This window comes from Streptomyces sp. NPDC055099 (genome assembly GCF_053607685.1).
Genome location: NZ_JBSGUA010000012.1, coordinates 167,738 through 192,509 on the forward strand (window position 1 = coordinate 167,738; position 24,772 = coordinate 192,509).

24 protein-coding genes, 1 tRNA gene and 2 pseudogenes are annotated in these 24,772 nt (G+C 66.0%); 13 read left to right on the forward strand and 14 right to left on the reverse strand.

Annotated features, from left to right (window positions below):
- The first annotated feature begins 183 nt into the window (after positions 1–183).
- From ACWFRU_RS27780 to ACWFRU_RS27795, 4 genes are all read left to right on the forward strand, one after another.
- Positions 184–966: a Pr6Pr family membrane protein gene (locus ACWFRU_RS27780; RefSeq protein ID WP_453690861.1), complete on the forward strand. Its 783-nt coding sequence runs from the start codon at positions 184–186 to the stop codon at positions 964–966.
- Between the two features lie 49 nt (positions 967–1,015).
- Positions 1,016–1,089 (forward strand) — tRNA-Pro (locus tag ACWFRU_RS27785).
- Positions 1,090–1,507: 418 nt separating this feature from the next.
- On the forward strand, positions 1,508–1,825 hold the full coding sequence (locus ACWFRU_RS27790) for a hypothetical protein (protein WP_453690862.1): 318 nt from the start codon (positions 1,508–1,510) through the stop codon (positions 1,823–1,825).
- Positions 1,826–2,101: 276 nt separating this feature from the next.
- On the forward strand, positions 2,102–3,631 hold the full coding sequence (locus tag ACWFRU_RS27795) for a hypothetical protein (RefSeq protein ID WP_453690863.1): 1,530 nt from the start codon (positions 2,102–2,104) through the stop codon (positions 3,629–3,631).
- Between the two features lie 234 nt (positions 3,632–3,865).
- On the opposite strand, the gene ACWFRU_RS27800 is transcribed toward ACWFRU_RS27795, so the two are convergent.
- Together ACWFRU_RS27800 and ACWFRU_RS27805 are read right to left on the reverse strand one after the other, a co-directional pair.
- Positions 3,866–5,026 carry a hypothetical protein gene (locus tag ACWFRU_RS27800; RefSeq protein WP_453690864.1) on the reverse strand — a complete coding sequence of 387 codons (1,161 nt, stop codon included), beginning with the start codon at positions 5,024–5,026 and terminating at the stop codon, positions 3,866–3,868.
- 97 nt (positions 5,027–5,123) lie between these two features.
- A pseudogene (locus ACWFRU_RS27805) lies at positions 5,124–5,467 on the reverse strand (LacI family transcriptional regulator); the annotation flags it as partial.
- Between the two features lie 386 nt (positions 5,468–5,853).
- Here ACWFRU_RS27805 and ACWFRU_RS27810 point away from each other — a divergent pair.
- A complete protein-coding gene (locus tag ACWFRU_RS27810; protein WP_453690950.1) occupies positions 5,854–6,717 on the forward strand; it encodes an aKG-HExxH-type peptide beta-hydroxylase in 864 nt (287 codons plus the stop codon).
- A 6-nt stretch (positions 6,718–6,723) separates the two neighbouring features.
- Here ACWFRU_RS27810 and ACWFRU_RS27815 read toward each other — a convergent pair whose 3' ends face one another.
- From ACWFRU_RS27815 to ACWFRU_RS27845, 7 genes and pseudogenes are all read right to left on the reverse strand, one after another.
- A complete protein-coding gene (locus ACWFRU_RS27815) occupies positions 6,724–7,320 on the reverse strand; it encodes a pentapeptide repeat-containing protein (RefSeq protein WP_453690865.1) in 597 nt (198 codons plus the stop codon).
- Positions 7,321–7,675: 355 nt separating this feature from the next.
- Positions 7,676–8,968: an MFS transporter gene (locus ACWFRU_RS27820; protein WP_453690866.1), complete on the reverse strand. Its 1,293-nt coding sequence runs from the start codon at positions 8,966–8,968 to the stop codon at positions 7,676–7,678.
- A 172-nt stretch (positions 8,969–9,140) separates the two neighbouring features.
- A pseudogene (locus tag ACWFRU_RS27825) lies at positions 9,141–9,520 on the reverse strand (hypothetical protein); the annotation flags it as partial.
- Positions 9,521–9,594: 74 nt separating this feature from the next.
- On the reverse strand, positions 9,595–10,137 hold the full coding sequence (locus ACWFRU_RS27830) for a flavoprotein (protein WP_453690867.1): 543 nt from the start codon (positions 10,135–10,137) through the stop codon (positions 9,595–9,597).
- Positions 10,134–10,979: a WbqC family protein gene (locus ACWFRU_RS27835; protein WP_453690868.1), complete on the reverse strand. Its 846-nt coding sequence runs from the start codon at positions 10,977–10,979 to the stop codon at positions 10,134–10,136. The genes ACWFRU_RS27830 and ACWFRU_RS27835 overlap by 4 nt, the downstream gene beginning before the upstream one ends.
- Positions 10,921–11,616, reverse strand: coding sequence for a YdcF family protein (locus ACWFRU_RS27840; protein WP_453690869.1), 696 nt, complete (start codon positions 11,614–11,616; stop codon positions 10,921–10,923). The genes ACWFRU_RS27835 and ACWFRU_RS27840 overlap by 59 nt, the downstream gene beginning before the upstream one ends.
- Positions 11,613–12,662, reverse strand: coding sequence for a helix-turn-helix domain-containing protein (locus tag ACWFRU_RS27845; RefSeq protein WP_453690870.1), 1,050 nt, complete (start codon positions 12,660–12,662; stop codon positions 11,613–11,615). The genes ACWFRU_RS27840 and ACWFRU_RS27845 overlap by 4 nt, the downstream gene beginning before the upstream one ends.
- Positions 12,663–12,783: 121 nt before the next feature.
- On the opposite strand from ACWFRU_RS27845, the gene ACWFRU_RS27850 reads away from it, so the two are divergent.
- From ACWFRU_RS27850 to ACWFRU_RS27860, 3 genes are all read left to right on the forward strand, one after another.
- A complete protein-coding gene (locus ACWFRU_RS27850) occupies positions 12,784–13,206 on the forward strand; it encodes a hypothetical protein (RefSeq protein WP_453690871.1) in 423 nt (140 codons plus the stop codon).
- Positions 13,203–13,595 carry a hypothetical protein gene (locus ACWFRU_RS27855; RefSeq protein WP_453690872.1) on the forward strand — a complete coding sequence of 131 codons (393 nt, stop codon included), beginning with the start codon at positions 13,203–13,205 and terminating at the stop codon, positions 13,593–13,595. Before ACWFRU_RS27850 ends, ACWFRU_RS27855 begins: the two co-directional genes overlap by 4 nt.
- A gap of 516 nt (positions 13,596–14,111) precedes the next feature.
- The gene (locus ACWFRU_RS27860) at positions 14,112–15,221 is read left to right on the forward strand and encodes an NAD-dependent epimerase/dehydratase family protein (RefSeq protein WP_453690873.1); all 1,110 of its coding nucleotides are present in this window, start codon (positions 14,112–14,114) and stop codon (positions 15,219–15,221) included.
- On the opposite strand, the gene ACWFRU_RS27865 is transcribed toward ACWFRU_RS27860, so the two are convergent.
- Positions 15,218–16,093 carry a glycosyltransferase family 2 protein gene (locus ACWFRU_RS27865; RefSeq protein WP_453690874.1) on the reverse strand — a complete coding sequence of 292 codons (876 nt, stop codon included), beginning with the start codon at positions 16,091–16,093 and terminating at the stop codon, positions 15,218–15,220. The genes ACWFRU_RS27860 and ACWFRU_RS27865 overlap by 4 nt on opposite strands.
- Before the next feature lie 89 nt (positions 16,094–16,182).
- On the opposite strand from ACWFRU_RS27865, the gene ACWFRU_RS27870 reads away from it, so the two are divergent.
- Together ACWFRU_RS27870 and ACWFRU_RS27875 are read left to right on the forward strand one after the other, a co-directional pair.
- Complete coding sequence (locus tag ACWFRU_RS27870) at positions 16,183–16,917, forward strand: transferase (protein ID WP_453690875.1); 735 nt, start codon at positions 16,183–16,185, stop codon at positions 16,915–16,917.
- 236 nt (positions 16,918–17,153) lie between these two features.
- Positions 17,154–17,645, forward strand: coding sequence for a hypothetical protein (locus tag ACWFRU_RS27875; RefSeq protein WP_453690876.1), 492 nt, complete (start codon positions 17,154–17,156; stop codon positions 17,643–17,645).
- Positions 17,646–17,870: 225 nt separating this feature from the next.
- Here the strand turns inward: ACWFRU_RS27875 and ACWFRU_RS27880 are convergent, their stop codons facing one another.
- Positions 17,871–18,827: a hypothetical protein gene (locus ACWFRU_RS27880; protein ID WP_453690877.1), complete on the reverse strand. Its 957-nt coding sequence runs from the start codon at positions 18,825–18,827 to the stop codon at positions 17,871–17,873.
- Positions 18,828–19,253: 426 nt separating this feature from the next.
- Between ACWFRU_RS27880 and ACWFRU_RS27885 the strand changes: the two genes are divergently transcribed.
- Positions 19,254–19,643: a hypothetical protein gene (locus ACWFRU_RS27885; RefSeq protein WP_453690878.1), complete on the forward strand. Its 390-nt coding sequence runs from the start codon at positions 19,254–19,256 to the stop codon at positions 19,641–19,643.
- Between the two features lie 952 nt (positions 19,644–20,595).
- On the opposite strand, the gene ACWFRU_RS27890 is transcribed toward ACWFRU_RS27885, so the two are convergent.
- Positions 20,596–20,952 (reverse strand): hypothetical protein, encoded by a 357-nt coding sequence (locus tag ACWFRU_RS27890; protein ID WP_453690879.1) that lies wholly within the window; start codon positions 20,950–20,952, stop codon positions 20,596–20,598.
- A gap of 153 nt (positions 20,953–21,105) precedes the next feature.
- Between ACWFRU_RS27890 and ACWFRU_RS27895 the strand changes: the two genes are divergently transcribed.
- On the forward strand, positions 21,106–21,966 hold the full coding sequence (locus ACWFRU_RS27895; protein WP_453690880.1) for an abortive infection family protein: 861 nt from the start codon (positions 21,106–21,108) through the stop codon (positions 21,964–21,966).
- Between the two features lie 399 nt (positions 21,967–22,365).
- On the opposite strand, the gene ACWFRU_RS27900 is transcribed toward ACWFRU_RS27895, so the two are convergent.
- Both ACWFRU_RS27900 and ACWFRU_RS27905 read right to left on the reverse strand, forming a co-directional pair.
- Positions 22,366–22,632 (reverse strand): hypothetical protein, encoded by a 267-nt coding sequence (locus tag ACWFRU_RS27900; protein ID WP_453690881.1) that lies wholly within the window; start codon positions 22,630–22,632, stop codon positions 22,366–22,368.
- A gap of 79 nt (positions 22,633–22,711) precedes the next feature.
- A complete protein-coding gene (locus tag ACWFRU_RS27905) occupies positions 22,712–23,686 on the reverse strand; it encodes a hypothetical protein (protein ID WP_453690882.1) in 975 nt (324 codons plus the stop codon).
- Positions 23,687–24,170: 484 nt separating this feature from the next.
- Here ACWFRU_RS27905 and ACWFRU_RS27910 point away from each other — a divergent pair, with 484 nt between their 5' ends.
- Entirely contained in the window at positions 24,171–24,770 is a 600-nt protein-coding gene (locus ACWFRU_RS27910; RefSeq protein ID WP_453690883.1) for a GNAT family N-acetyltransferase, read from the forward strand.
- The last annotated feature ends 2 nt before the right edge of the window (positions 24,771–24,772 follow it).

Consider the following 24,772-nt stretch of genomic DNA (forward strand, 5'->3'; position numbering starts at 1 on the left):
GCGCCCGGTGGGTGCCTGTGGCCGGCGTCAGGCACCCGGCGCCGGGTGTCTGTGGTCGGTGTCAGGCGCCCGGCGCCGGGTGTCTGTGGTCAGTGTCAGGCGCCCGGTGGGTGCCTGTGGCCGGCGTCAGGCACCCGGCGCTGACGGCGCGCGCGTGAGCGCAACGGTGCTTAGCGTGGGGGCATGATCGCGCGGACAACGTCGTCGTACGCCCCGACCGACATCACGGTGCCCGGACTGTGCCGCCCGGTGACCGCGGCCTTCCGGGCGCTGATCGCCCTGGCCGCGGTCACCGGCGTCGTCATCGACCTGGCCATCGGCAGCCCGCTGCGTGTGCTCAGCTACTTCACCCTCCAGAGCAATGTCCTGGTGGCGGTGGTCTTCGCGCTCGGCGCACGCCGCGCGTGGCAGGGCCGGCGCGCGCTGCCTCCGGTGGTGACCGGCGGCACGCTTCTCTTCATCTCGATCACGGGCCTCGTCTACCACTTCGTCCTGGCCAACGGCTCCAGCGGCTTCGCCATGACGGACGACATAGACGCGCTCTCCGGCTGGCGTTCGCTCGCCAATCAGCTTATGCACACCGTGACCCCGATCGGCGCGCTCCTCGACTGGCTCCTGCTGACACCGCCCCTGGCCCTCAGCTCCACCTCGCGCGGCGGCCTGCGCTGGCGCCACGCGGCGCTGTGGCTGCTCTACCCGCTCGCCTACCTGGGCTTCGCCCTGATCCGCGGGGCGCTCATGGCCCCCGGCTCACCGGCGCGCTACCCCTACCCGTTCCTGGACGTCGACGCCCACGGCTATACGGGAGTCCTCACCAACGCCGTCATCCTCGGCCTGGCCTTCTACGCCCTGGCCCTGCTCCTGGTGGCCCTGGACGGCCTCCGCCCGGGCCCACGCCGGCGCGGGCCCAGAACCCCGGCCCGCGAAAACCGGATTTCGTCTCCGGGCGCCGGTCCGCTAAAGTAATCGATGTCGCCACGGCCAGCAGCAATGCGGGCGGGTGGAGCAACGACATCGGGGTGTAGCGCAGCTTGGCAGCGCGCTTCGTTCGGGACGAAGAGGTCGTGGGTTCAAATCCCGCCACCCCGACAGCCGTAACACCAGGTCAAGGGCCTGATCCGCATTGCGGGTCAGGCCCTTCCTGCGTCTCAGGTGATCGTTTGGGAGAAATCTGGGAGAAGACCTTGGCCGGCTTCTCCCAGCGGTATCTGCCCTCCTCCCTTACGGTGAGGTGCCTAACAGGGACCGCCGTATGCGCGTTCGTGAATCGGCGGCCCCAAGACCAGCACGGTTGGAACCGAGCCAACCAGGGGGGCCAGTGGAGCCGAGAAGTGCAGCAGCAGTAGGAATCGACTTTCCGTACACCGCGCGTACCACCTGCTACATCGAGGTTCATGATGACGGCAGAGTCACTCATGGCAACGATCGGGCCGCCTACGAGCGCGCCGCCGCCGGAAAATCGCGGTTGTTCGCGGTCTGGCCCGGCGAGTGGTCGAGCCACCTTTTCGTGATCGACGACCTCGACGAGTACGCCAAAGCTCAGGGGATCAAGCACGACCAGAACAGGACCGGGCTGGAGGAACACGTCCACGACGTGGAGTGGACCGAGGCGACGGGCCGCAACCCCAATCCCCGGAGTCCGTACATCAGCATCCGGCTCAAGCTGACATGCGGATGCGAGATCCGTGACTTGGGCACGTTCGCGAGCCAGATGCAGGAGCAGCGGGGTTGGGCCATCGCGACCAGCGTTGGGTGGGGCAGCAGCAGTGGCCCCGAAGGTACGTCCTACTCCCTGCGGGTGCGACGGAAGAGTCTCGGCATCTAAGCACCTACAGCAAGGGCAGCAACCTTCCGAAAAACCGTCCGCGGGCCTCGTACCTACGGCAGGCTGACCGCAAGGAGGGTACATATGGGGCGGGCATCTCGAAAGAAGCGTGAGCAGCGGTCAGCAGGACAGCGCAGGCCGGCGCGGGCGGCTGTGCCAACACCTACAGATCCGCGCACCGAAGGTGAAGCCGCTCTGGGGCGGCTGATGCGCACCAACTCCCCAGGCAAGGTCAGCCTGGCAGGAGCGTACGCGTTCGGTTACGGAGCTCTAGGCATGGCGCAGTTGGAGGGGGACGACCAACCTTGGTTCCATGACATCGACCCCCTGGATGCCCTGTTCTTAGGCACCGCATGGCCGCAGAAGTTCAGGGACGAGTTCGAATTCGCCAACGCACGTGACGGCTGGCTCCGGATTCTTCGTGGCACGGTGCACTGGAAGGGCATCGAGAGCTTCGTCCGCGAGGTCGTTACCGCAAGCGAGGAATACAACCTCCCAGTGGATGAAGGGGAGTTGATGCTGAAGCTGACGGGCCGGTTGGAGGTGCTTGGCCTCGATCAGCGCAAGTTGCCCGTCAACTGCCTGCCGGGGTCGGCACTGGCCGGGACGCGTCCGATCGAAGGACCTCCTCCCGATCAGGTACTGCCGGAACCTTTGGTCGACGCAAACGACAGGATCGCTCGTTTCTGGGAGGGCACTCAGATCGACCTCCCCCACGACGGAACGCCCCTTGACGCACTGCGACATGGGGTCTACCTGCTCACCCAAATGGGTCTGCGCCTGGACGACGACCCCATGGCGCTCCTCCCTGCCCTCTATCTCGCCCTGGTGGCGAAGGACGGTGAAGAGATCAGCGATGCGGGCGAGCGGGCAGTGGCCTGGGCCTACGCGCTGCCTCCAGGATCTTCGCTGATTCCGGTCGCTGACGTCCTCCTCTTGGGACCTGCTCAAGGTCTGAGCACGAATGAGATGCTCACTCGGCTCTTCTCCCTCACCAACCTCGGGGAGCCCGTCAGCAGCGCGGACAGGCGATGGACCAGCTCTCCTGGCTGCGCGCTGATCGATCTCGCTTTCGAGCAAGGCTTCTCACAGGTCATCACTCGCAACGGCAAGGTCGTTCGCATCGACGACACCGCGGTTGCCTCCTTCAAAGCGCAGCTTCGTCGGTTCGAGGAGAAATTCGGCCGGCCTCCTGGCCCTGACGATCCCGTGTTCTTCGATCCCGACGCGGAAACACCCCAGGTGCCTTCCCTGAGGAGCATCGAGACCCACGGTGTCGAACTGCTGGAGACCATCGGCCTGTCTGCGGCCTGGATCTTTGCCTATCGCGAGACCAAGGGGTTGCTGCCGCGCCTTGATGGCACGTTTCTGACCGATCGCGATGCCTCTGAGTGGAACGCAGCGATCGCTCGTTACGTGGAACAGGCCGACGCCGAGTTCCCAGATTTCGAAGCCAACATGGAGATCCTTCGGACCAACTTCCTGGCCAGGGAAGTGATGACAGCGGTCCAGGATCCCGAGCACGGCCGCGAGCTCGTAGCCACCTTGGACGGTGGAAGTGGAGGGGAACTGCTCGGATCTTTCCTCGACCGCATGGCCCCCTCGCTGGAGGAGCTCGTACAGGAGGACCCATCGCTTCTGGACTCCGCTGCCGAGTTTGCCAGGGCTTGGGATGGCGCAACGCTGCAGGATCGGGTGTCCGTCATCGCTGGTGCGCTCTCTGATCTCGACCGGAAGGACACTGCGGCCGTACTCACCGTCGCTGCGGCGTTCTTTGCCAGCCAGACCGCGCCAGAGTCGGACTGAGTTGCTGAGTCAGGGGCCCGAACCATAAGCGAATCGAGCCCCTGGCTGGTGGCGGTGACCTTCCAGTGGGTGCCTCTGTCGATGTCCGCCGAGCAAAATCGATCCCCGCCGCGCGGGGCGACAGCTGGCGGAACTCTGTACGGCCTGCCCCCGTCTCCTGCACTACGGGCTGGGCGGACGCTCTAAGCAGCTACCACCGCGTCGCCAAGCGTTGTTGGGGGGATCGCGGCGTACTTACGCGTGGCCTCCAGTGTGCGCCGCCCCCTCGGGTTCATCCGCCGCGGACGGGTGGACGTACCTGCCCTTGTTAAACGGGGTGAACCACGCCTTGAACGACATCGGCGCCACGCCGAGAGCCTCTCCGACGGCGCTCTCGTCGATGCCGTCCATGGAGTCGTCATAGAGCCACTCGTGATCCATGTCCTCGTAAACGTTGTCAGCGAACGAGTCGAGTGCGGCCGAGACGCCGTCGTCGAGCAGCCCGAAAGTCTCCAGGGTCACGTGCGTCTCAGTCAGTAGTAGTTTCAGCGCGAGTTCCTCAGCGACGCAGCTCAGCTGCTGGAAGCTGCCGTCTGTGAAGCGGGTGGTCATGGCGATGACCGTCACCAGGAAGCGGCGAGCGAAACGGGCGTCGTACTGGAGGGCGTATCGCTCGGGAAGGTCCTCGAAGTGCCACAGGGGACCGTCGTATTCAGCAGCGGTGGTGTCCTCCTCCGTCAGAGTCTGCACGTCTTGGAACAGCTCGTCCACCAAGATGTCCGTCGCGTACACCAAAGCACCAGCAGCGAGTTTGGCGTCCTCCGGCGAAGTGGCGAACTCGCCGGCACCTTCTTCGTCCTCTTCGTCCTCTTCGTCGTCCAAGACGCCGAACATCACGGGTGGGAAGGAGCGCAGCTGATCCGCCCGTGCAAGCATCTGACCGCGTACCACCTCGGCTTGCGCCTCGGCGTCGTAGCCCTCGCTCTCGTCCTCGGGCGTGGGGCTCTCGGTATGCCGCGCCTTTCGGTCCGCCAGATTGTCGGGCGGGGCATCGGGACCGTCGGCAGCGGCGAGACTCTCCTGGGCGAGCTCCGGGTGCAGTTCGACCTCACATCGCTCGATCTGCCAGTCAGCCAACAGCTCGGATCGTTCCAGCAGTTCACCCACCACTGACCGGACGGCCTCCTCTGCGAACTCCAGAGCTGACGCATCCACAAACACCTTCAGAAGTGCGCCGCCTGGGTAGACGGCCACGATGGTGTCGAGAAGATCGACTTCCATGCCGTCGGGTCCCTCGATCGCCTCGACAGAGGCAAAACCATCCTCGATGAGCGCCACCGCGCCGGCGCGTTGAAGGGGGTCCATCTCCGGAGAGCTCTTGGGTATGAGGGCGTCCACAGTCACTACGTATGTCACGCCCCTGATCCTGGCAGCGATATGCCGGGTGACGGGAAGGAATCCGGTAAACGCCCGCAGTGCCCCGCAGCAGCACTGCGGGGCACTGCTGAGTTGCTCAGCGAACGCGCAGGAGGTCGTTGAACACGCGCACGGGGGACGTGGGACACATCGCGTGTCGGACGTCGAGCGCCGCCTCCCACTGCTCGGTCAGACCAGCCATGAGGCGTCGGCGCATGCCAGGCGTGACGTGCGCATGGCGCGCCGAGACAGAACCGGAGATGTGGCCCATACATTCGTTTATGAGGACCTTCTCGGCGCCGAGGTCCTCCATCATCGTGCGGTGGGTGTGGCGGAGGCCGTGGGGAGTGAGGCCCTTGGCGATCGGAGCCAGCAGGCGTCGAGGTCGGCGATCGCCTGCTCGACGCGGACGTCGCCGAGGGCGGGAACAGGGATCCAGGGAGGGAATACTCCTCTGCATCAGCCGATGCTATTGCCGAATGACGGCTCTGCTCCGCGCCTCAGGCGATTGGGTTAGTTCTTAGCGGCGTACGCCCACACGTCTGCTGGGAGCGGGTGATTCAGCCTCCACAACACGCGCATCGGCTTGCTTCCTTCGTGCTCGACATAGTCGGCCGGCCCTATCAACACCCAGGGCTCCGCGCCCCCGTAAGCGGATCGCATTTGCCGACGGACAAACAGCAGGACGTGTGAGTGGGACGGCTGGACTTCCTAAACGGCGTCAGCGCGCTGAAGCGCTGTCCGTCTTGAGTGCGTCCGGGGCGATGAGGAGTTCGCCCCGGACACGCTTTCCGGCCGCTATTGAGGGAGAGTTCCTGGTGCACTTCATGAACATCGGCCACACTTACGAGAACACGGCCCGACTCATCCACGCTGTGCGCGATGAATACCCCAGCGCCGGCGACCTGCCACTGGCCTACCGAGATGCCATCTCATCACCGCAACAACGCTCGATCCCTGTCAACGGTGAGGGATTGTCGATCTCCTACGAGGACGGGGAGTGGTCGAAGTTCTGCATCCAGAACGGCATCTTCGAGAACATCTTCAAGGGATCCACTCCGACCGACACGGAAGCCCGAGCCACATGGCACGCCAAGGTCACCGAGGCGCTGGAACACATCCAGGACATTAGTCCGGACCTCCGTCGCATGGTCGACCTGCTGGTGACGGACTTGGTCGTTCTCAACAGCGGGGCAGATGGCGGCGGATCCGCTTCACACATGCCGGGCATCGTGATCATGAGCCCCAGTCCCACGTGGGACATACCCGACTACGCCATGTGCCTCGTTCACGAGGCCATGCACCTCAACCTCTTCGTGGGGGACAAGGTCTACCGCACCTTCAACCGCCCATCCAGCGAACTGGATTCCCCGGAGTACTACGTCCTGTCTGCGGTGAAGATCGGTCAACAGCGCCCGCTCGACAAGGCGTTCCACGCGGCTATCGTGACTATTCCCCTGCTGTTCATGGAATACCGCCGCGGCCTGGACCTGGGCCCTTCGGGAACGGGATCGTTCCCGCTACGAGAGTCCTGCGAGGATCTGAAGAAGCACCGAGACGTCTTCACCGACTACGGGAAGATGCTGCTCGACGAGCTGTGCAGCTTTGTCGAGGATGCCAATTTCGAGTTCGTGGCGCGCACGATCTCAAGCCCGGAGTATGCGGGGTACAGACCCAATGTGGCTGTCTGAATTCGACTAATCCTCGAAGAGGATTCCCGTTTCCCGCGCAAGGCTCAGGGCCAGCTCCATGGCTCCTGGGCCTTGCACGGTTGCCCCCTTCAGGCTCGCTGCTCCGCCGACGTCAATGAGGGTGCATTTCTCGAACCTCACGGTGCCCATCTGCGCATTCGCGAACTGGGCCCCGGTCAAGTCGCAATCCTCAAAGCGCACATTGTGCAGTGCAGCCGACTGGAAGTCGGCCCCAGCTAGCTTACAACCAGAGAAAACAACACTATACAGTTTCATGTGGCGGTACAGTGCCGGGTCGCTTCGACACCCGTTGAAGCGCACATCTCGAAATGTGCCTGATTTCCACGACGAGCCTGTAATGCGACTTCCCTCGACAGTGCATCGGATGAGTGACACGTCGTGGGCGGATACCTCAGCAAAATCGCAGGTAGTGAACACGCTGTCGCTGAACTGGCTTCTGCGTAGCTCGGTACCCGTGAAGCGCGAATTCTCAAATCGGCAGCCCTCGACCTCGACGGCTTCGACATCCAGGCCGATGAAGCCGGCAGCCTCGTATGCGATGCCCTTGATGATCGCATCATCGTCCAGTCCGTCTCTTGGCATCTCGGGAGACTGCAACGACGGGCGCAGTTTTGGGCCTGCTGGGTTCTTGACCTGCGCTGTCCGACGGGTCTGCCGAGCTACCTGAGCCATATAGGGTTTTCCAATTCCGGATTGTGGTTGCGCTCATGGGGACTACGGGCGCGGATTCTCACTCTAGGCGCCGCGTTGCCGCACGGCGGACGGAACTCTGGAGAGGCGCGATCTTTCCAGCCAGCGCCAGACCGGAAGGAATGGTGTGGACTGCCGCCCTCACCGCGGTGACCAGGTCCGGAGCCAGTGCAGCAGGCATCCTCCATAGCCCGGTCATTGGCGTGAACACCCTTAAGGCGGCCGTGTGTCCCCTGGGGCACGCGTGTCACGCGTCCTGCTTTGCTGAATGGCCCGGACGGCTCTGCCCGATTCCCGTCAGAACACCGGTCAGGGCGACGCACACGACGCTGACGCCGATACCCAGGCACGTCGCTGTGACACCAACCCCAGCTGCCGCGGTCGTGACTGCGGCAGCCCCCAGCGGGCCCAGCGCGGAGTGGGTCGTCCAGAACGCGGCAGTGACCCGCCCCAGGAGATGGCTGAGGGTTACCTCTTGGCGCAGCGACATGGAACAGGTCCCCGCGATGCTGGTGCAGAACAGCATCACCGCGGCGAGCACGCCGACCACCAGAACGCTTTCCGACAGGCCCAGGCACAGCACAGCGGTACCGCCCACCGTAAAGGCCCCGATCCAGCTGACACCGAAGCCGAGGCGTTCTCGGACGCGCGCGACGACGAAGGATGCCAGACAGGTGCCGAGTGTCCCGGCGGTCAGGACGAAGCCGACGGTGCTGTCCGGGTGTCCCAGGTCCTCCTTGACGCGGAAGATGACCAGGTCGGTGAGCCCGTAGGTCAGGAAGGTCAGCAGCGAGAGCAGCACGGTCAGGGGGCGCAACACCGGGTGCGCCCACAGGAATCGGACGCCGGCCAAAAATTCCCCGCGCACACCGGCTCGTTCAGCGGCATCACGCGTGGTGGCCCCCTTGTCGGGGCGGATCTTCACGAACAGGATGCCGACAGCGGAGAGGGCGAAGGTGGCGGAGTCGATGCCGATGGCCGCAGCTGGGCCGAAGCTGGAGGCGATGAAGCCTGCCAGTGCCGGGCCGCCGGCGCTGGCAGCGGCGTACGTGCCGAACAGATGGCCATTGGCCTTGGTGATTTGACTGGGCGCGACAATGGCGGGGATCACCGTCACGTAAGCCACCCGGAACAGCATCATGAAGACGCCGGCGGCCGGGACAACCGCATAGACCAGCCATATCGGTGTGGCGAAAAGCCACACGACCGGGATGAGCGCGAAGAGCAGGCAACGCGCCGCGTCAGCCACCATGAGGAGACGGCGGCGGTCTACGCGGTCGACGATTACACCGGCGAACAACCCGGTGCCGATTGAGGCGACGCCGGTCAAGCTGGTGACAAGGCCCATCTGCACTACCGAACCGGTGCTGTGCAGGACAAGAAGCGGGATCGCTACATACGAGAACGAATCACCGAGGGCCGACAGGGTCTGAATGGTGAGAAATATCCGGTAGTTGGGGTTGGCCCATAAACCAGGAGGATCTTGTTCCGTCCTGTCCGCTGCCGACGTCACGCCGCCGCGCGCACCACGTGTAGACACGAACCCTCCTTGGCGATGGCCGCCGCGATTAGATCACAGCTGCCAGTCCGTGTCTCCAGCACCTACGTGCGTCGTCGCGGCTTGGCCGGATCGCCATGGCTCACGACCTGACCCACTTCCTGGGATCCCCTCGCGCCCCAATAGACGACCACGGGCGGCACAGGAGACTTGGTCAGGCCGCGTCGGAGGCCCTGTGCCGCAGAGGCTGGGAAGTTGACCATGCGTGCACGATGGCCAAGTGCTGGGGCTGGAGCCCTACGAGCGGGTCCGGCTGTGTTGATCCAGGCGGCGGGGCACGCCGAGCCAGGTGTCGACGAATTCGCGTTTCCATAGGTAGCCGTTGGGGTGGCTGGTGGTGATCTGGGGGCGTGGCAGATCGACGTACGAGAAGGCCGGGAGGCCGAGGAGCGGGCCGATCATGGTGGCTGCATTCTGGCGCCAACTGGTACACCACCACGGGGTGATGAGACCGGGGCGGATGACGTCTATGAGGAGCAGCTCGTGCGCCCGGTTGAGCCAGACCGCGACCGGGTCGGCGGGGGTTCCGGCCGGCGGGGAGTACTTGTGTGGCCTTACGCGTCAACCACCTCGCCCAGAGGTCGGCGCCAGGAGTTCGACGACGGTGATCACGTTCCCGTGGACAGCCCAGGCGCGAGGAGATCCAGGGCTTCTTCCCAGCGGAAGGCGTCGTCGTCTCCCGACTCGGGGCAGTGGGGCTCATAGCCGCCGAAGAGCACACCCATCTCGCGCAGCCGGGCGATGCTCTCACGGTACGCGGGGTGTGCTGCCAGGGATGGGTTCACGCGGGGCAGCACTGCGGTGGGGATGCCGGCGCCGTACGCCTCGCACAGGGTGGCCACGGCAAGGGTATCGGCGATGCCCGCCGCCCACTTGTTGATGGTGTTGAAGGTGGCCGGGGCAACCACGATCCCGTCCGCGGGCGGGAAGGGGCGCGGGTCGTCCGGTGTGCGCCAGGCCGACCGGATCGGGCGGCCGGTCTGGGCCTCGATGGCGTTCTGGTCGATGAAGCCGAGCCCCTGCGGGGTGGCGATCACGCCGACGTCCCAGTTCTGCTCCTGCGCCACAGTGATCAACTTGCCGACACCGTCGGCTATCCCGGCCGCGCAGACGATGACATACAGGAAGGGTTTGGTGGGCTCTTCGGTCATGTGAGGACTCCTGGGCCGCGGTCGCGGCTGTGCGGTGGTGCGGAGAGGGTAGAGCGGTGGCCGTGGGTGTGGAGTTCTGCCGCCAGTGTCTCCGGACCGGCCATGGCCAGCGCCCGCAGCGCGCTCACCTCGCGTGCCGCCCGCCAGACCTTCATCTGTCCGCTCGCCGGGACGGAGAAGGGGGTGACCGCGATGCTGTGATCGTCGAAGGGCGCGGGATCGAGGTACCGCATCCCGCCCGTGCCGCAGAGGTAGGCGGTGCTCCCCGTAGCGGCGGCCAGATCGGCCAGGCGCTCGGACCGTCCGCCGCGGGCGGTCAGCTCGCTGCTGCGGAAGACCTCGCCGTGCCAACCCAGCGTGGTGAGCAGGGTGCGCGTGGAGGTCTCAGCGATGTCCGCCAGGTGATCCGTGGTCGTGAAGCCCGCCAGGACCGGGACCAATGCCTCGTGGATGACGTGCCAGTAGCGGCTGCGGCCGTAGTGCTGCTGGATGAGTTGGGCGGTGGTGCGCCGGGATCTGTCGGGGGCGGCGAGCCGTGCCTGGTGGATCAGTGTGGGACGGCCGTGGGGCAGGTGGGTGGGGAGCGTCAGCCACTGGCGCGTCCCTGGATCGTTCAGGTTCGCCAGCCGGGTTCGGTGCTGATAGTCCCGCCTGGCGAACTGGACGTCGTCCAGGATGATCCACCGGTCGGCTGCGTACAGCTTGGCCAGGGTCGCCAGTCTGGGGAACAGGTTCGGTTGGTGGATCGCGCACGCCGAACCGGGGCGCGGGGTGGCGGGTCTGTCAGGTGCTGATGAGGCGGCTGTCGAAGCCGGCGCGCAGGAGGCGGTTGTATGCGTCATAGACGTCTCCAGGTACGTCCTGCTCGATGGCGAACCCCTGCTTCGGGTAGTCGATGACCCGCTGCAGGTCGCCCACGAGCATGTCGACGACGAGTTTCTCGTCGCCGATGGACTTGATGTAGTCGTCGAGTTCCAGTGGCTCGGAGGCGCAGATGATCTCGGGCTCCGGCCAGAGTTTGCGGCAGGTCGCGTAGGAGCGGCGCTCCATGTAGGGCTTGGAGATCAGCAGCAGCGAGTCGACGCCCACGCCCGTTTCCTGCAGCAGCTCGCGGGAGAGCGTGATGTTCTGTCCGGTGTTCGCGGCCTTCGGTTCGACGAGGATGGCCTCGTCGGGGACGCCCAGGCTCAGGGCGTGTTCGCGGTAGTGGACTGCCTCGCCGCGCGGGAAGCGGGCGCGGGTGGTGGGGCTGTTGCCGCCGGTGAAGACGACGACCGGGAAGAGGTTGGCACGGTAGAGGTCGGCGGCGGTGGTGGCTACGCCGAGGTCGTGGCTGCCCAGGCCGATCGCCGCGGAGCAGGGGCGCGGTTCGTGGCCCATCTGGTGGTAGTCCCAGATCAATGTGGCGTCGTGGAACTGCTCGTCGGTGATCGTGTGCTGTTCGCGGTCCGGCACTGGCACTCCCTGGTTCCTGCTCATCCTTGCTGGCCCTTTCGGATGCCCTCGATGCTGCGCAGTTGATGGCTCAGGCCGTACTGCTGAGCGATCTGCGTCGCCTGGTCGAGGACGGACAGCCCATCATTCCGGGTCGCCGGGTCGGACAGAAGGATGTGCCCGTACGCGGTATCGAGGCGTACGCGCTGCATGGGGGAATCGACCGTGCCGGTGGTGCGTGCGATACCGATGTAGTGCAGTGCCTGGGTGATGTCGCCAGCACCGCGGTGGGCCAGGGCCAGTTTCTGGTGGGCGACCGACCAGTCGTCGGGCTCGCCCAGGTCTTCGAAGTCGTGGGTCGCGGAGAGCATGACCTGCGCGGCGTACTCGTTGTTGCCCTCCTTGCTGAGAGCGGTGCCTACCCACAGGCGGGCGCGGGCCTGGTCGCGGGGGCTGAGGCGCTCGTCGGTGGCGAGCTGCTCGTACTGGCGCGCCGATGTGTCGAGGTGTCCCGCCATTTCGTTGACCACGGCGAGCGACAACTCGATCTGGGCGACGCGGCGCGGAATGTCCAGGTCGCCGAACAGGCTGTGTGCGGTGCCGTAGGACTGGCGCGCGGAAAGCGGCCCCAGGATGGCGCCCTGGTCGCGCTGCAGGTCGCCGAGGAGGACCAGTGAACGGCCGTAGAGGTAACGGCCTTTGGCGTCCAGGTCGTGCGGCTTCCGGGCGCCGAGCCAGCGGTTCAGGAGGCTGGAGGCGAAGGTGAAGTTCTGGCGGCTGAGACAGACGATGGCGCGGTCGATGTCCTCGGTCCACGTCTCGTAGTCCGCCGGATTGCCTTTGAGGCTCTGATCGTCGGGAGGGCGCAGGGCGTCGAAGCGCGCTTGGGTCGACGGGTCCGCGCGTGTGAGTGCGGTGTCCAGGATGGCCTGCGTGTCCGGCCGTGGCACTGTGTCCGCCCCGAGGCGTTCCCACTTGGCGACCGTGCGCAGCGCGACGCCCAGGTGCTCGGCGAAGGCGCGCATGCTCATCCGCAGCGCGGCGCGCAGGGCACTCGCCTCTCGGCCGGTCCACTGCTGCACGCCGATCACGGGCTGCCTCCCCTCTGTCACGTATGGAAGCACGCGCTGTGACTGCGACGGGCGTGAAGTGCAACGGAAGTACAACAGGAGCTCATTTCAAGGCCGTTGGACTGCCTCGACGCTGATGGGCATGGAATTCGCATCCCTCACGGAGCAGCTGCCGGTGAACGGCCCTTACGTGTATGGCTACCTGCGGCACACGACCGGCGGCCTCGTCCGGCACACGGCGCTGGTCGGTTCCCTCACTGAGTACTGCCGACAGCACGAGCTGACGCTCTGCGGTGTCTTCACGGAACGCGCACCGGCGACGGTCATCGTTCGCTCGCCGAGTTTCGTCGGGCTGCTCGACACCCTCGAACTGCCCCACACCTACGGGGTGGTGATCCCTGCGCGGAGCCACCTGGGGCCCAAGCAGATCGCGGACGAACGCGAACGGCAGATAGCCGCCACCAATGCCCGCCTGATCGTGGTCCGACCCGCTCAAGCACAGCGTCGGCGCACCGGTGCCACCAGCGTGGGCCCGCTCGTGCGGCAGAGAGGAGGTGCGGAATGACGATGCCCCTGCGCGACGCGCTGCGCGCGGCGCCGCCCCTGGACGACCTGTCAGGTCTTCACCTGCTGGAGGCCGGCAGGGGCTGGGACGTGGTGCGAGTGCCGGCCCAGGAGGGCTTTCTCGCCCTGGCTCGGCTACGGGACGCGGGAGAGCCCCTCGGCCCAGTGCTCTACGACCGGCCCGGCGACCACCTGTACTTCGCGGTCCGCACAGGGTCGGCCGACAGCTGGGAGCGCCTGCCTGTCCGCTTCCTTTCCCAAGGGGGTTGGTTCGTCGTGCCCCATCCCGACCATCACGACGAGTGGTTCGGCGGCTGGTGCGAACTGCCCGGCGACGGGACCCTCACCGATCCCGACGTCCTCCGCCGCGCGCTGAGGGCCGGGTCGTGAGCAGCGCGGCGCGGGCGCGGCTTGCCCAGCTCATCGAGGAGCAAGGCAGCAGTGGGGTACTGAGGCTCGCCGCCTCGGAGGGAGCGGACCTTGCGCCGGGCTCCATGGAGTACCCGCCCTGCCGGTGCCCACAGTGCCGCGCCGCGACAGCCCCGCCAGCCAGTGCCAGTGCCTCGCTCAGCGCCAAGGTCCGCGCGGTGAACGAACGAAGCGGAGGCGAACGACCGTGAGACGGCTCACCGCCCGCATTGCCTCTCGAATCGGCCGCTTGGCGGGACCACTTCTCATCATCACCATCTCGGGCTCAATCGGCTTCGCGCTCGGAGTGACGCTCGCCGACCCGATGCCGTGAGCGTCCCATGCCTTTCTGAGACGCCCCCGAGTCGGAGATCCGGAACAACCCCATGGCGACCGCATCGGGGCAAGGGTCGCAACCCAGCACCACCACATGCGCACGAGCCCGAAGGAACCCCAGCTCGTCCTGAGCGGGATCCGCCGCATCCACCAGGAGGCAGTGTGAACGACCGGCTCCGCGTACTTCGCTCGCTGGCAGGCAAGGCCGTCCTCGTCACAGGGGGCGCAGGACTGATCGGCTCACGGATCACTCACCGTTTGCGTGAGCTGGGCGCCCGCCCAGTGGCTCTGTGCGCCCTCGACGCCTACCCCATCGAGGTCTACGAGCACCTGTTCGACGTGAACCCAGACTGCCAGGATATCGTGGTGGGCGACGTCCGCGACCAGGCCCTGGTCCAGCGACTGGTCGGCGAGAGCGACTTCGTCATCCACGCTGCGGCACTGGCCGATGTCGCCGCCTGCACGCGCTCGCCCCAGGCCGCGATCGACAGCAACATCACCGGTACGCAGACGGTGCTCTCTGCCGCTGCGGCCTCCGACCGGCTCCAGCGGTTGGTGTTCGTGTCATCGGCGTCGGTGTACGGCAACGGCAACCCCGAGGACTGGGCCGGGCCGCACGACGAGCACCGGGGCGCGCGGGAGCTGCTGGCGGACATCTACGGGCGTACGCCGCCGCGCTTCGCGGAGTCCCGTCCGCTGCGCCCTCTGTCGGTGTACGCCAACACCAAGGCGTTCGGGGAAGTGCAGACCAAGCTGGGCCTGGGCGCTGTGGGCACCTCGCATGCGATCGTGCGGTACTTCTCCGTCTACGGCGAGCCGCAGGTCATCAAGCCCGGCAGCCACTCGTGGGTGGTGGCCTGGTTCGCCTCTCGCGTCGCCCTGGGCCTGCCGCTGCACCTCAACGGCGGCGGCCACCAGGTCCGCGACCTGGTGCACGTCGACGACATCGCAGAGGGCACCCTCCTGGCGCTGGCCGCACCGGAGGCCCATGCCGAGACGGTGAACATCGGCACCGGGCGGCCCACCCCGATTCGCCGCGTCGCCGAACTGATCGCGGAACGGAGTGATGGTGCCGAGCTGGTGGAGACGCCCATGCCACCCGGCGACCCGCTGGGCGGCTGTGCCTCCACCGTGCACATGGAGCGGATCCTGGGCTGGCAGCCACGGATCACGCTGGAAGAGGGTGTCGCCCGCTACACGCGCTGGATCAAGCGGACGCCGAGCGCGCTGCCCGCGTGGCTGCACGCGGAAGCTGGCAGGGCACACGCCTAGACGATCGGCGGGCGGCCCAGGCGCGCCATGCGTACGACGGTGCGCCAGCGCATGGGCTGCCTCCGGCCGCCGGAGGTGAAAAGGCCCTCCCGGAAGCCACCGAACCAGGCCCGCAGACCGGCTCGGGAGCGTGTCCTGGCCAGCGTGAGGGCCGCCCAGACGCCGAGGTAGACGGGAGCGAGGAGGGCGGGCAGATGCCGTTTGGCCAGCCATACGCGGTTGCGTGCGGTCATCCGGTAGTAGACCGCGTGCCGGGCCGGCGAGGTCTTCGGGTGCTGCAGCAGCAGCGCCGGTTCGTACACCACCCGCCACCGCGCATCGATCGCCCGCCAGGCCAGATCGGTCTCCTCGTGCGTGAAGAAGAACGCGTCCGGCCACGTCCCGACCTGCTCCAGCATCCGCATCGACAGGGCGTGGCCGCCGCCGAGGAAGGTGGTGACCTCGCCGCCCTGCATCGGGTCCTTGGCCCGCAGCCGGGGCACGTGCCGGCGCTGCGTCTCCCCGTGCTCGTCGGCGATGCGGAACGACACGATGCCAAGGCGGTCATCGACGGCGTACATCCCGGCCAGATGGCTGAGCACATCGGCATCCACCAGCAGACCGTCGTCGTCCAGATCCACCACCACGTCCACGTCACCGAACCGGCGCAGCTCCTCGATGGCCACGTTGCGCCCGCCGGCCACGCCGAGGTTCTCGTCCAGCTCCACCCCGTGCGCGCCCGCGGGCAGTTCGGGCAGCGGCGCCCCGTTGCCCACCACGACCACCCGCGTCGGCTCCAGATCCTGCTTGGCCACCGAATCCAGCAGCGCACGCAGCTCGGCGGGCCGGTTGCCCATGGTGAGGATCGCGATACCGAAGCGTGGGTGACTCACGGGTGAACTCCATCCATACGCCGCCTGAGGCAGGCGAGCCTACCGACGAACCCAGCCCTCAACCGACCAAGTCCCGGCAGGAGACCCCCATGCCCGCACTACCGCTGGGCGACTACATCACGCCCCCGCAGGACACCGACCTCGCCAGTACCGCGTACGGGCAACTCGGCGACCTGGACCTCGCGGAGTTCCTCGCCGACTGGCCCGCCCTGCACACAGAGGCCCTCCGCCTGATCCGCCACCGCATCCACCCGACGGCCCGTATCCACCCCCACGCCATCGTCGGCGACAACGTCATCATCGGAGCCCACGCCCGCGTCTGGGAGTTCAGCACCGTGCGCGGCCACACCGTGATCGGGGAGGGCGCCAGCATCGGCTTCAACTGCGAAGTCACCAACGCCTACATCGGACAGGGCAGCATCCTGGGCCACCGCATCGGCCTCAACCGAACTCTGATCGGCGCCGACACCCACCTGTCTGCACTCGTCACCGTCGCAGCCATCCACCTCGGCCAGGACATGCGGCGCCCGGACCGGGAAGTCATCCTCCGCCTGCCCGAGGGTCTGTACAGGTGTGGCACCCCACAGTTCGGGGCACTAATCGGCGACCACGTCCAGACCGGCAACAACATCAGCCTCGGCCCAGGCGTCGCCCTCGGCCGCGACTGCCAGATCAACTCCGGAGTCACGCTGGGCCCCGCACGCGTGATTCCCGCAGGCCACCTCGTCGCGTTGGTCACTGCTCCCCATGTACGTGTGCACCCACGCACGGGGCGCACAGCTCGAGGAGACCACCTCGCGCATGATGTGAGTACACCGTCGTAGCTGACCAAGGGCGCAACCTTCCAGGAAGCGCCGAACTCGCCCGCCGCCGGGGGCCTGAGATGTGCTGCTAGCCCGTACGTGGCCTGTCGAAACTTGCAGGACGGAAGCCTTCCTGAGTTGTCATGATGCGCCCTGTTGTAGGCGCTTCAGCAGGGGGTCGGTCGAACTCGATCACTAGCCAGCTCATTGCGTACAACCAGCCACTTGAGCCCATCGCTTCCCGCTAGCTTGCGCGCGTGGCCTCTCATCGTCATGACGGCAGCCAGATCGCTACCGAACTGGAGACCCTGTTTACCGGCATAGGGCTCCCGGTCGCAGACACCGATGATCGGACCCGGGCTGTGGGCATATTGATCACTTCCGCTGGGACCCGAGCAGCTTCGGTCGAGTGGTTCGTGTCCGCAACCGCGCGCCATGCGGCTGCACGCGAGCAGACCGAAGGCATGCCAGAAGGCCGTGCTGGCCTGCTCCATCGAGCGGCCCGCGGGTATCTCCACCACGCCCTCACCGGTCTCCTCCAGGAGTTCGGCTACTCGGTCGCACAGACTCACACCGGGTTGCGTATTGAAGGGCTTCCTGGGGTGTCCGCTGGAGCTGAAACGGCCAGCAGCCTCGCTGACTCGCTGAGAACGACTTTGGACAGCCTCGACGACATGCGGGACCGCAAGAAGGGTGAGGATGGTGAGGATGGGGACGACGGATTGGCCGGTGTTCCCGCCCGCGTATAGCCCCGGGCTCGGATCGCGCCGGTCGCGCGGCACTAGCGCAAGGCTGCAGCGCACAGCATGGCTGGGCTCTCGTGGACGCGGTATCGACCGCCCGGGGCGGCTTCGGTCGGCTCGGGCGCTGCTTCGTTTGCGGCCCGATGAGTGAGCGGATAGTGCGGCAAGGCTGGGTGTCAGGCAGCCTGTTGGACGCACGTGGCGGCCTGGAGGACTGGGCTCCCTGGACTCTCAGCCCTGCCGTGCGCCGCGCGATCCATCCTTCGCGATGCCGAGAACGCCCTGCGCCTTACTGATGAATTCCAAGATGTCGTTGGCGACGTCACCTCCGGTACGGGCGAACGTGTCCTCAGGGGTCGCACCATGTTCGGACCCCAGGGCATACGCCAGCATGTCGTTCACCTCAGTAGCGGTCAGCGTCTCCGATTCCACTAACAGGGCGCTGGCCGACATGTAGTGGTCGATGCTTGCGCGCAGACGGTCAATAACGTCGGAGGAGGGCCTGACCGTTTCGTAAAAGGGGACAGGTCCACCCTCGTCGCGCATCTGCACAAGTCTGGCCCCACCAAATGGACCGTCGTCGTGGGACCAGATCTCCATGCCCCATGGCCGGTGTTCATGAGTGGGCAGCGCTGGGAAATGTCGCGTCCCTGAGCCGTTGGCGATGCCCAAGCACCACTTACGTGCGGTGGCCGCCCACAGCCCTTGGACCCCCTCCAGAGCGTCCTGGGACTCACTGAGCAGCAGTCGGAGCGATCTCTGATTGCCCGTTCCGCGGAGCTTCGCCCACGCGGCGCGCACCTCGGAATGCACCTCGCATACAGCGATCCCGGCACCTGCCTCGTTGTAGACCTCCCAAGCTGCCTCAGACACCTCTTCCGGACCCTCCAGAAATACAAGGGAAGCCGCTTCCTCGATGCGGTCACGCGCCCGGTTCGCCTCACGGGTGTCGAGAGCAGGGCTATAGAAGTCCCGGTGCAACTTCTCCATCTCGACCTGTAGTTGATGTGCTGTCGTGATGAACGCGGCGTACGTCTGGCGACGTGCCGCTTCGGTCTGGCTGCTCTTGTCGGTGTCGGACTGGATACGGGCCGCTTCTACCGCTGCACGAGCAGTGGCTTCCGCAGTGGTGGTCGTTGCCTGCGCTTGGATGCGGGCTCCAAGGAGAGCTCCGCCAGCACCAATCACGACGCCAATAGGTCCAGAAACGGCAGTTAGCTCTGCACCGTCCAACCCAGCCCCCCACGTAGCAGCGACTTCTCCCTACTAGCCGGTGGAGAACTATGCACCTTCGCCCCCAACTACCCTCACCCCAAGCCTAGTTGCTGGTGATGAGTTCGATGGGCGAGAAACTGCCCTCGGTCTGACGAAGATGCCGTCTGGCCTCCACTCATCTGGCGATCGACACGGCAACGACCAGCCGCCGGCCAGGAGCAGGACGAGGGTTCCCGCAGCAGCATCAAAGCTGTAATCCAGGTCTTCGGGACCGGGATTGACGGCCTGTCATCAAGCAGGCCGTTAGTCACACAGTCGGATGACTTCGCGAGCCGTGGCAGTTTCCAGCCAGTGGCTGAGCAGTTACCCCGACGAACTCAAGCACGGAGGAGGCTCACAGTGACCTTTGAATCAAAGATGACGCCTGAAAGAAGAGCGGAGCTCGCCGACCTCGTCATTGGTAAGACCAAGACGACTCAGGAGCTGAGCGAGGAGTACGAGATCCCCCGCAAGACCATCGAGAGTTGGGTGCAGAAGCGCAGAAAGGAACTCGGTATGCCGCTGGGGCCACGAGGAGGGGACAGGAGCCTCCCACCGAGCGCCCTCCGCAGAATCGAGAAGGAGAAGGAACAGCGAACTGCAGCAGAGGCCGAGGCCGCCTCCTGCCGGGACGAACTGACCACAGCGAAGCGGCAGATCGCCCAGATGAACGAAGTCCTCCGCGGAATGCAGGTGACGCTGGAGTACTACATGCGGCTGCGACCCTCAGGCGGAGAAGTCGGGGCATGAACGGCCCCGCCTGGACCAACGCCGTGACGCCCATCGTCCACCCCCGACCCCACAGCCGAGGGGCGTCGGTGGGTTGGCGTACTGGTATCCCTCATCGGCCTCACCGGATGCGCGAACACTCCGCCCGGCCACCAGGAGCTGCTGACCAAGGCCGCAGGGATCCCCGAGATCACGATCCACTGCCCGAAGAATGTGTGGGAGAAAACCGAGCGGTCCTACTTCAACGCTCGTGCCTCCAAACCCGTCCGCGGAATGGTGACCGTCCACATGTCGGGGACCGGTCTCGTCGATTACCTGGAATCGCTCAATATGAACGGTCACGATCGTGTGGACCCAGACCCCGTGGCCGCCAGGATGTACGAGGCCATCGTTCCCACCGTGTCCGCTGTCCGGCCCGAAGAGAGGGGCGGCAAGTACGTCCCGAACATCACGGTCCGAGACTTGGATGTACGGTCGGCCCGTCAGGCTGGCTGAGAGCCCACAGACAGCAGTACCAGGAGCGAACCGAAGAACGCTGGCGCCGACCTCCACCGCGTCGCGATGTCTCGCGTAGGCAATTCGGTGCATCACTTGCCTGGCTGGGGCAGGAACCTACAGGTGGTGGGCCAGCACATGCGTGAGCGGACGGCGCTTCATTGCCTGTTCTCCGACAGATCAGGCAACAGCCGATACCTGCCTTGACCAGGTGTCCTCGGACAGAGAAGGACAGCCCGGACCCACCCGGACGGCCCCCTCCAGGACTTTTGATCCACTGGTCAAGGTTCCAATCCCCCAGGGCTCGTCTGCTGACCGACTGCGGCCACATGAAGTCGCCTTGGTCCGAACTTCACAGACTGGCGTCTGCTCAGGACGCCTCCAAGGCCGCCGTGCCGAACGCAACGACTTCTGGGCGCACCGTCATGTCAGCTAGCGAGTCCCGGTGGCCAGCGCAGACGTGAGCAGAGCACGTCGGTTAATGACCAGGCTGCGGCCACCGCTGGCGTACCGTCTGCTGCTCATCGAGCCACCGCACATGGGAGGTGATGTCCAGCGTAAGGTCCGCCATGAAGTGGGCGATGTCGACGTAGTAGGCGTAGTAGCCCTCGCGAGTCAGCTCACGGAGCCGGCCGACGCTGGAGACGATGCCCGCCTGGTCTCCGCGAACGGAGTGGTGGAAGGCGTGCGCGAGCTCCAACTTGGCCCGGCCGAAAAGCAGGCCCGACGTGCTGATCTCCACTGCCAGCACCTGCGCCCGGTCCTCGACTCCCGTGCCGGTGCCGGTGTCACGCAGGAGCGCTGCGATCCGTACGTCCAGGGTCGCGGCACTCACAGGGTTGAGGCTTGTCCTTCGTCCTGAGTCGAAGGACAACAGAGTCATCCAGCTGTGGAAGGACTGGCTGGGGCGGTAGTCGCTCTCTGGAGCGAACTCCGCACTGTGAAAAGGCCGTGACGGCCGTTACGGTCTGCTCCTATCTTCGGAACTATGACCGTCACCGCACGGCGGGAGCTGGTGAGCCCCGCGACCCGCAACGCCTTCCGCTCTCTGGCTACGGACCTGACCATTCGGATCGTGGCTGAACTGTGGGAGGACCACGGGTTCGCTCCCATCCCTCCGGATGAGCTGAAGTACCAGGACTCGGGCCAGCGTCGGACCGAGTTCATGCTCTACGCGGAGGGTGTGGACTGGTCTGATCCGAACCAGGTGCGGCGTGTACTCCTGGTCTTCGAGGACTTCATCCGCGCATACCGGAACCCAGACGATCAGGGGACACCGAAGTGGTTGGACGACATCAGGGTGCGCCTGGAGCGGGACGGCTTCACTCTCGATGGGGAGGGAAGGATCTCCTGGTCCAACCCGCCGGTGCTGGTCCGTGATCTGAGCACTCTGAGCGACGCATCGGGCATCGCGATCGAGCTAGAGCGCATTCGGAGGGACCTGACCACGGATCCTCACGGGGCCATCGGCGCGGCTAAGCAGCTCATTGAGGCGACTGCGAAGACCGCTCTTGGTGAGCTGAACATCGAGGTCGACAAGAACGCAGCACTCCCCGCTCTCATCAGCACGGTCCAGAAGGCGCTGAAGCTCGACGCCGGCTCGGCACCTGACGGGCCAGATGGCAGCAAGGCCGTGAAGAAGATCCTTTCGGGCTCGGTGAACATCGCGGTCGGAGTCGCCGAGCTACGTAACCAGGGATTCGGCAGCGGTCACGGCCAGGCGAGCGCGCCGTCCGGCCTTGGAGTGCGCCATGCCCGCCTGACAGTCAACGCCGCCATCACCTGGTGCGAGTTGATTCTCGACACTCTGTCAGACCCCACTGCACCGTGGCGCAGGGCCCAGGTCTAATTGCTCCACCAAACGGCACGCAGGAACCTGCAGCGGGTCGCGCGAACTTGCTTCCGCAATGCGACTTGCAGATGAGGCACGGATGCGATGCCACAGACGAGCGCCCAGCGCTGGGAGAATTCTGGGAGAAGATCTTCCCCCGGAGGCCAACGGAGACCCCGCCGCACCACCTCAGGCCAATCCCCTGACCTGCGTGTTTACAAAATCCGCAGGTGTGGATCATGCCCGAACCTCATTCGGGACGAAGAGGTCGTGGGTTCAAATCCCGCCACCCCGACAGCTGAAACAACAGGCGAGGCGCCTACCGGATTCGGTGGGCGCCTCGTCTGTTTCTGTGTGCGTGTGGGCCGCGTGAGCCCCTGGCCGGTGGCGGTGGTCAGGGGCTCATGTGTGAGGGGGTCAGTTCTGCGAGCTGGTGCGGCCTCGTATCGCGTGTGCGGCGGTGATGGTTGCGGCCATCCAGAAGCAGGCGCCGGACACCGCGATTCCGGGCGGTGCGTCGAGGAGCAGGGCCAGGACACACACCACGGCGAAGACGACGACGCCGCAGGCTATCGATGGGGTGTCACGCCAGGCGGGTGTGGTCGGTCTACCTGCGAAGAACAGGACCCCGATGGACAGGAGCACCATCAGGGCTCCGCTGTAGATGAGCCATGTGCTGCTCAAAGCCATTCTCCGCTCGTGTTGCTGGTCTTGCTGGTCTTGCTGGTTTTGCTGGTCTTGTTCGTGGGTGTTGCTGGTGGTCTTACTTGCAGTTTCCGCCGGAGTATTGGCCGGGGATGAAGATTCCTGCCGCGAACTTGACCTTGATGCACTTCTTGGCGTTCTTCGCCTTCAGCGCCGTCGTGGTGATGACCGCGGCGTGCGCGCCCCAGTAGATGTTCAGTCCCGGCGGGAGGAAACCCGAGACCACGCCGGACAGAGCGCCATTGTTGGCGATCGCCCTGGTCTCCTTCTTGTTGAAGTACGCGGTGCCCGTCACGATGCCCCACGTCATCTTTGGGTCGGCGACCACCGGGAACGCGGTGCTCCCGGTGGTCTCGACCGTCTGGATGAGGTCGGTGCCGTCCAGCTTGTAACTGGTGGGCACACTCTTGCCGTTCGCGTCCTTGGCCCACGGTGCGTCGATCGTGGCGACCGGGACGTGAACTCCCTCGCCGGCCTCACGCGTGATCTCGAAGCCGCCCTGGCCGTCTTCGGTGATGCTCGCGTCCTGCGGGATGTTGAGCCGGAAACGGTGGGTCTCGGAGGCCTTGTCGTCCTTGAGCGTGACCAAGGTGCGGGCTCCGCCGTCCTTGGTCGGCTGCACCGCGATGTCCGTGGCGGGAGCGGCGTCGGGGTAGATCACCGTGCCCGCGCCGGCCTTGACTCCGGTGACGTCCTTGGCACCCGGCAGCGTCAGGCCGAACGACGAGCCGCTGTCGTCCGCGGCATGCAGGGCGCCATTCGCCTTCTCCGGTGCGGTGACCGTGAGGGCGGCCCCGTCCGCGGCTGTGACCGCCTTGGCCGGCGTGCCCGGAGCCGCCGTCGACGCGGCGATGTCAACTGTCCCCGTGGCGGATTCCACGACAGCGGCAGCCCGGGCCGCTCCATCCGAATGCCGGGTGGTGGTGGCCGCGTTGGCCGGGATCGCCGAGGCGAACAGGGCTGCCCCGGCGATGGCGGACACAGCAGCCAGGGACAGCTTGCTGAACTGGTGACGGTGTGTGCTGTTCTGCACGCGCCGTACTCCTTTGAACGTGCTTTTGCAGGCAATGCTCGCAACCCGGCCCTGTAGGGGCGAGGGGTGCTAGTCGGGCCTTGTGGTCAAGATCAACTCCATCACGCCCAGAACGGGCACGCTGTGGCGGAAGCCATAATTTTGCCTTCGATTTTCCTCAAAATGCCAGGCAATGAGCCGGGGATAACCTTTTAATCTCAGGTCACGGATTCTTGGAACCTTTGATGACCAAGGCTCGTCCGGGTCCGGGTTACTCGGTCTGCGTGGGCGCTTGAGGCCGCGCTGCTCCCGGAGGCCGGTCACCTCCGTGCGCTCCTCGCCGCCGCCCTCGGCGAACGCCCATCCGCCGGGTCCTCGTGACGTCACCGTGGAATTGGCCCCCACACGCCCCGTTCCGCTAGTCGTTCCGTGGTGTCACCATGCGGAGTCCAGGGGTGTCGAGGGGTGTCGAGGGGACCCTCGACGGGGGCGGGCGGAGGAACGAATGACTGAGGTCTTCTTGCGGCGGCTGACCCGATGGCAGGCGGAGCAGCAGCGGGAAGCGGTCGCCGACGTGTATGTCGAGGCCTACGAAGGGGACGCGGGCGCCGAGTACCGCGACCGGCAGGGATTCCTGCGGCTTTTCGAGAACACCGTGCAGCGGCCCGACTTCGACATGGTCGTGGCCGACGCGGCGGGCCTGGTCGGCTGTCTCTACGGATACCGCGCGGACCGTACCGGCGACTGGTGGAAGGGGTTCCGGGGCGTTCTGCCCGCAGAGGTGGAGGAACGCACGGCCTCGGGCCGGGTCTTCCTCCTGACCGAGCTGATGGTGGTGCCCGCGTATCGGCGCCTTGGCATCTCGGAGCGCCTGCGCACCCTGCTGCTCGTACGGCACGCCACGGATCTGGTCGTCGCGGTCATCAAGCGGGACGACGACCTGGGGCGTGAGGTCCTGCGCTCGTGGGGCTGGACGAAGCTCGGGGAGTTCGATCCGGCAGGACCGGGTTCCACGGCCCCGCCCCGTCGCGGGGAGACCGAGGCGGCGCAGCCCGACGGGCTCGTGTGGGAGGGGTGGATGCGGCCGACGGGCGCGCGTCCCTGAGC

What these genes read in the sequence shown, in the direction of transcription:
- ACWFRU_RS27780 (WP_453690861.1), top strand. Translation starts at nt 184, where the DNA reads ATGATCGCGCGGACAACGTCGTCGTACGCCCCGACCGACATCACGGTG.
- ACWFRU_RS27795 (WP_453690863.1), top strand. Translation starts at nt 2,102, where the DNA reads ATGGCGCAGTTGGAGGGGGACGACCAACCTTGGTTCCATGACATCGAC.
- ACWFRU_RS27810 (WP_453690950.1), top strand. Translation starts at nt 5,854, where the DNA reads ATGAACATCGGCCACACTTACGAGAACACGGCCCGACTCATCCACGCT.
- ACWFRU_RS27815 (WP_453690865.1), bottom strand. Translation starts at nt 7,320, where the DNA reads ATGCCAAGAGACGGACTGGACGATGATGCGATCATCAAGGGCATCGCA.
- ACWFRU_RS27830 (WP_453690867.1), bottom strand. Translation starts at nt 10,137, where the DNA reads ATGACCGAAGAGCCCACCAAACCCTTCCTGTATGTCATCGTCTGCGCG.
- ACWFRU_RS27835 (WP_453690868.1), bottom strand. Translation starts at nt 10,979, where the DNA reads ATGACGCATACAACCGCCTCCTGCGCGCCGGCTTCGACAGCCGCCTCA.
- ACWFRU_RS27840 (WP_453690869.1), bottom strand. Translation starts at nt 11,616, where the DNA reads ATGAGCAGGAACCAGGGAGTGCCAGTGCCGGACCGCGAACAGCACACG.
- ACWFRU_RS27850 (WP_453690871.1), top strand. Translation starts at nt 12,784, where the DNA reads ATGGAATTCGCATCCCTCACGGAGCAGCTGCCGGTGAACGGCCCTTAC.
- ACWFRU_RS27855 (WP_453690872.1), top strand. Translation starts at nt 13,203, where the DNA reads ATGACGATGCCCCTGCGCGACGCGCTGCGCGCGGCGCCGCCCCTGGAC.
- ACWFRU_RS27870 (WP_453690875.1), top strand. Translation starts at nt 16,183, where the DNA reads ATGCCCGCACTACCGCTGGGCGACTACATCACGCCCCCGCAGGACACC.
- ACWFRU_RS27895 (WP_453690880.1), top strand. Translation starts at nt 21,106, where the DNA reads ATGACCGTCACCGCACGGCGGGAGCTGGTGAGCCCCGCGACCCGCAAC.
- ACWFRU_RS27910 (WP_453690883.1), top strand. Translation starts at nt 24,171, where the DNA reads ATGACTGAGGTCTTCTTGCGGCGGCTGACCCGATGGCAGGCGGAGCAG.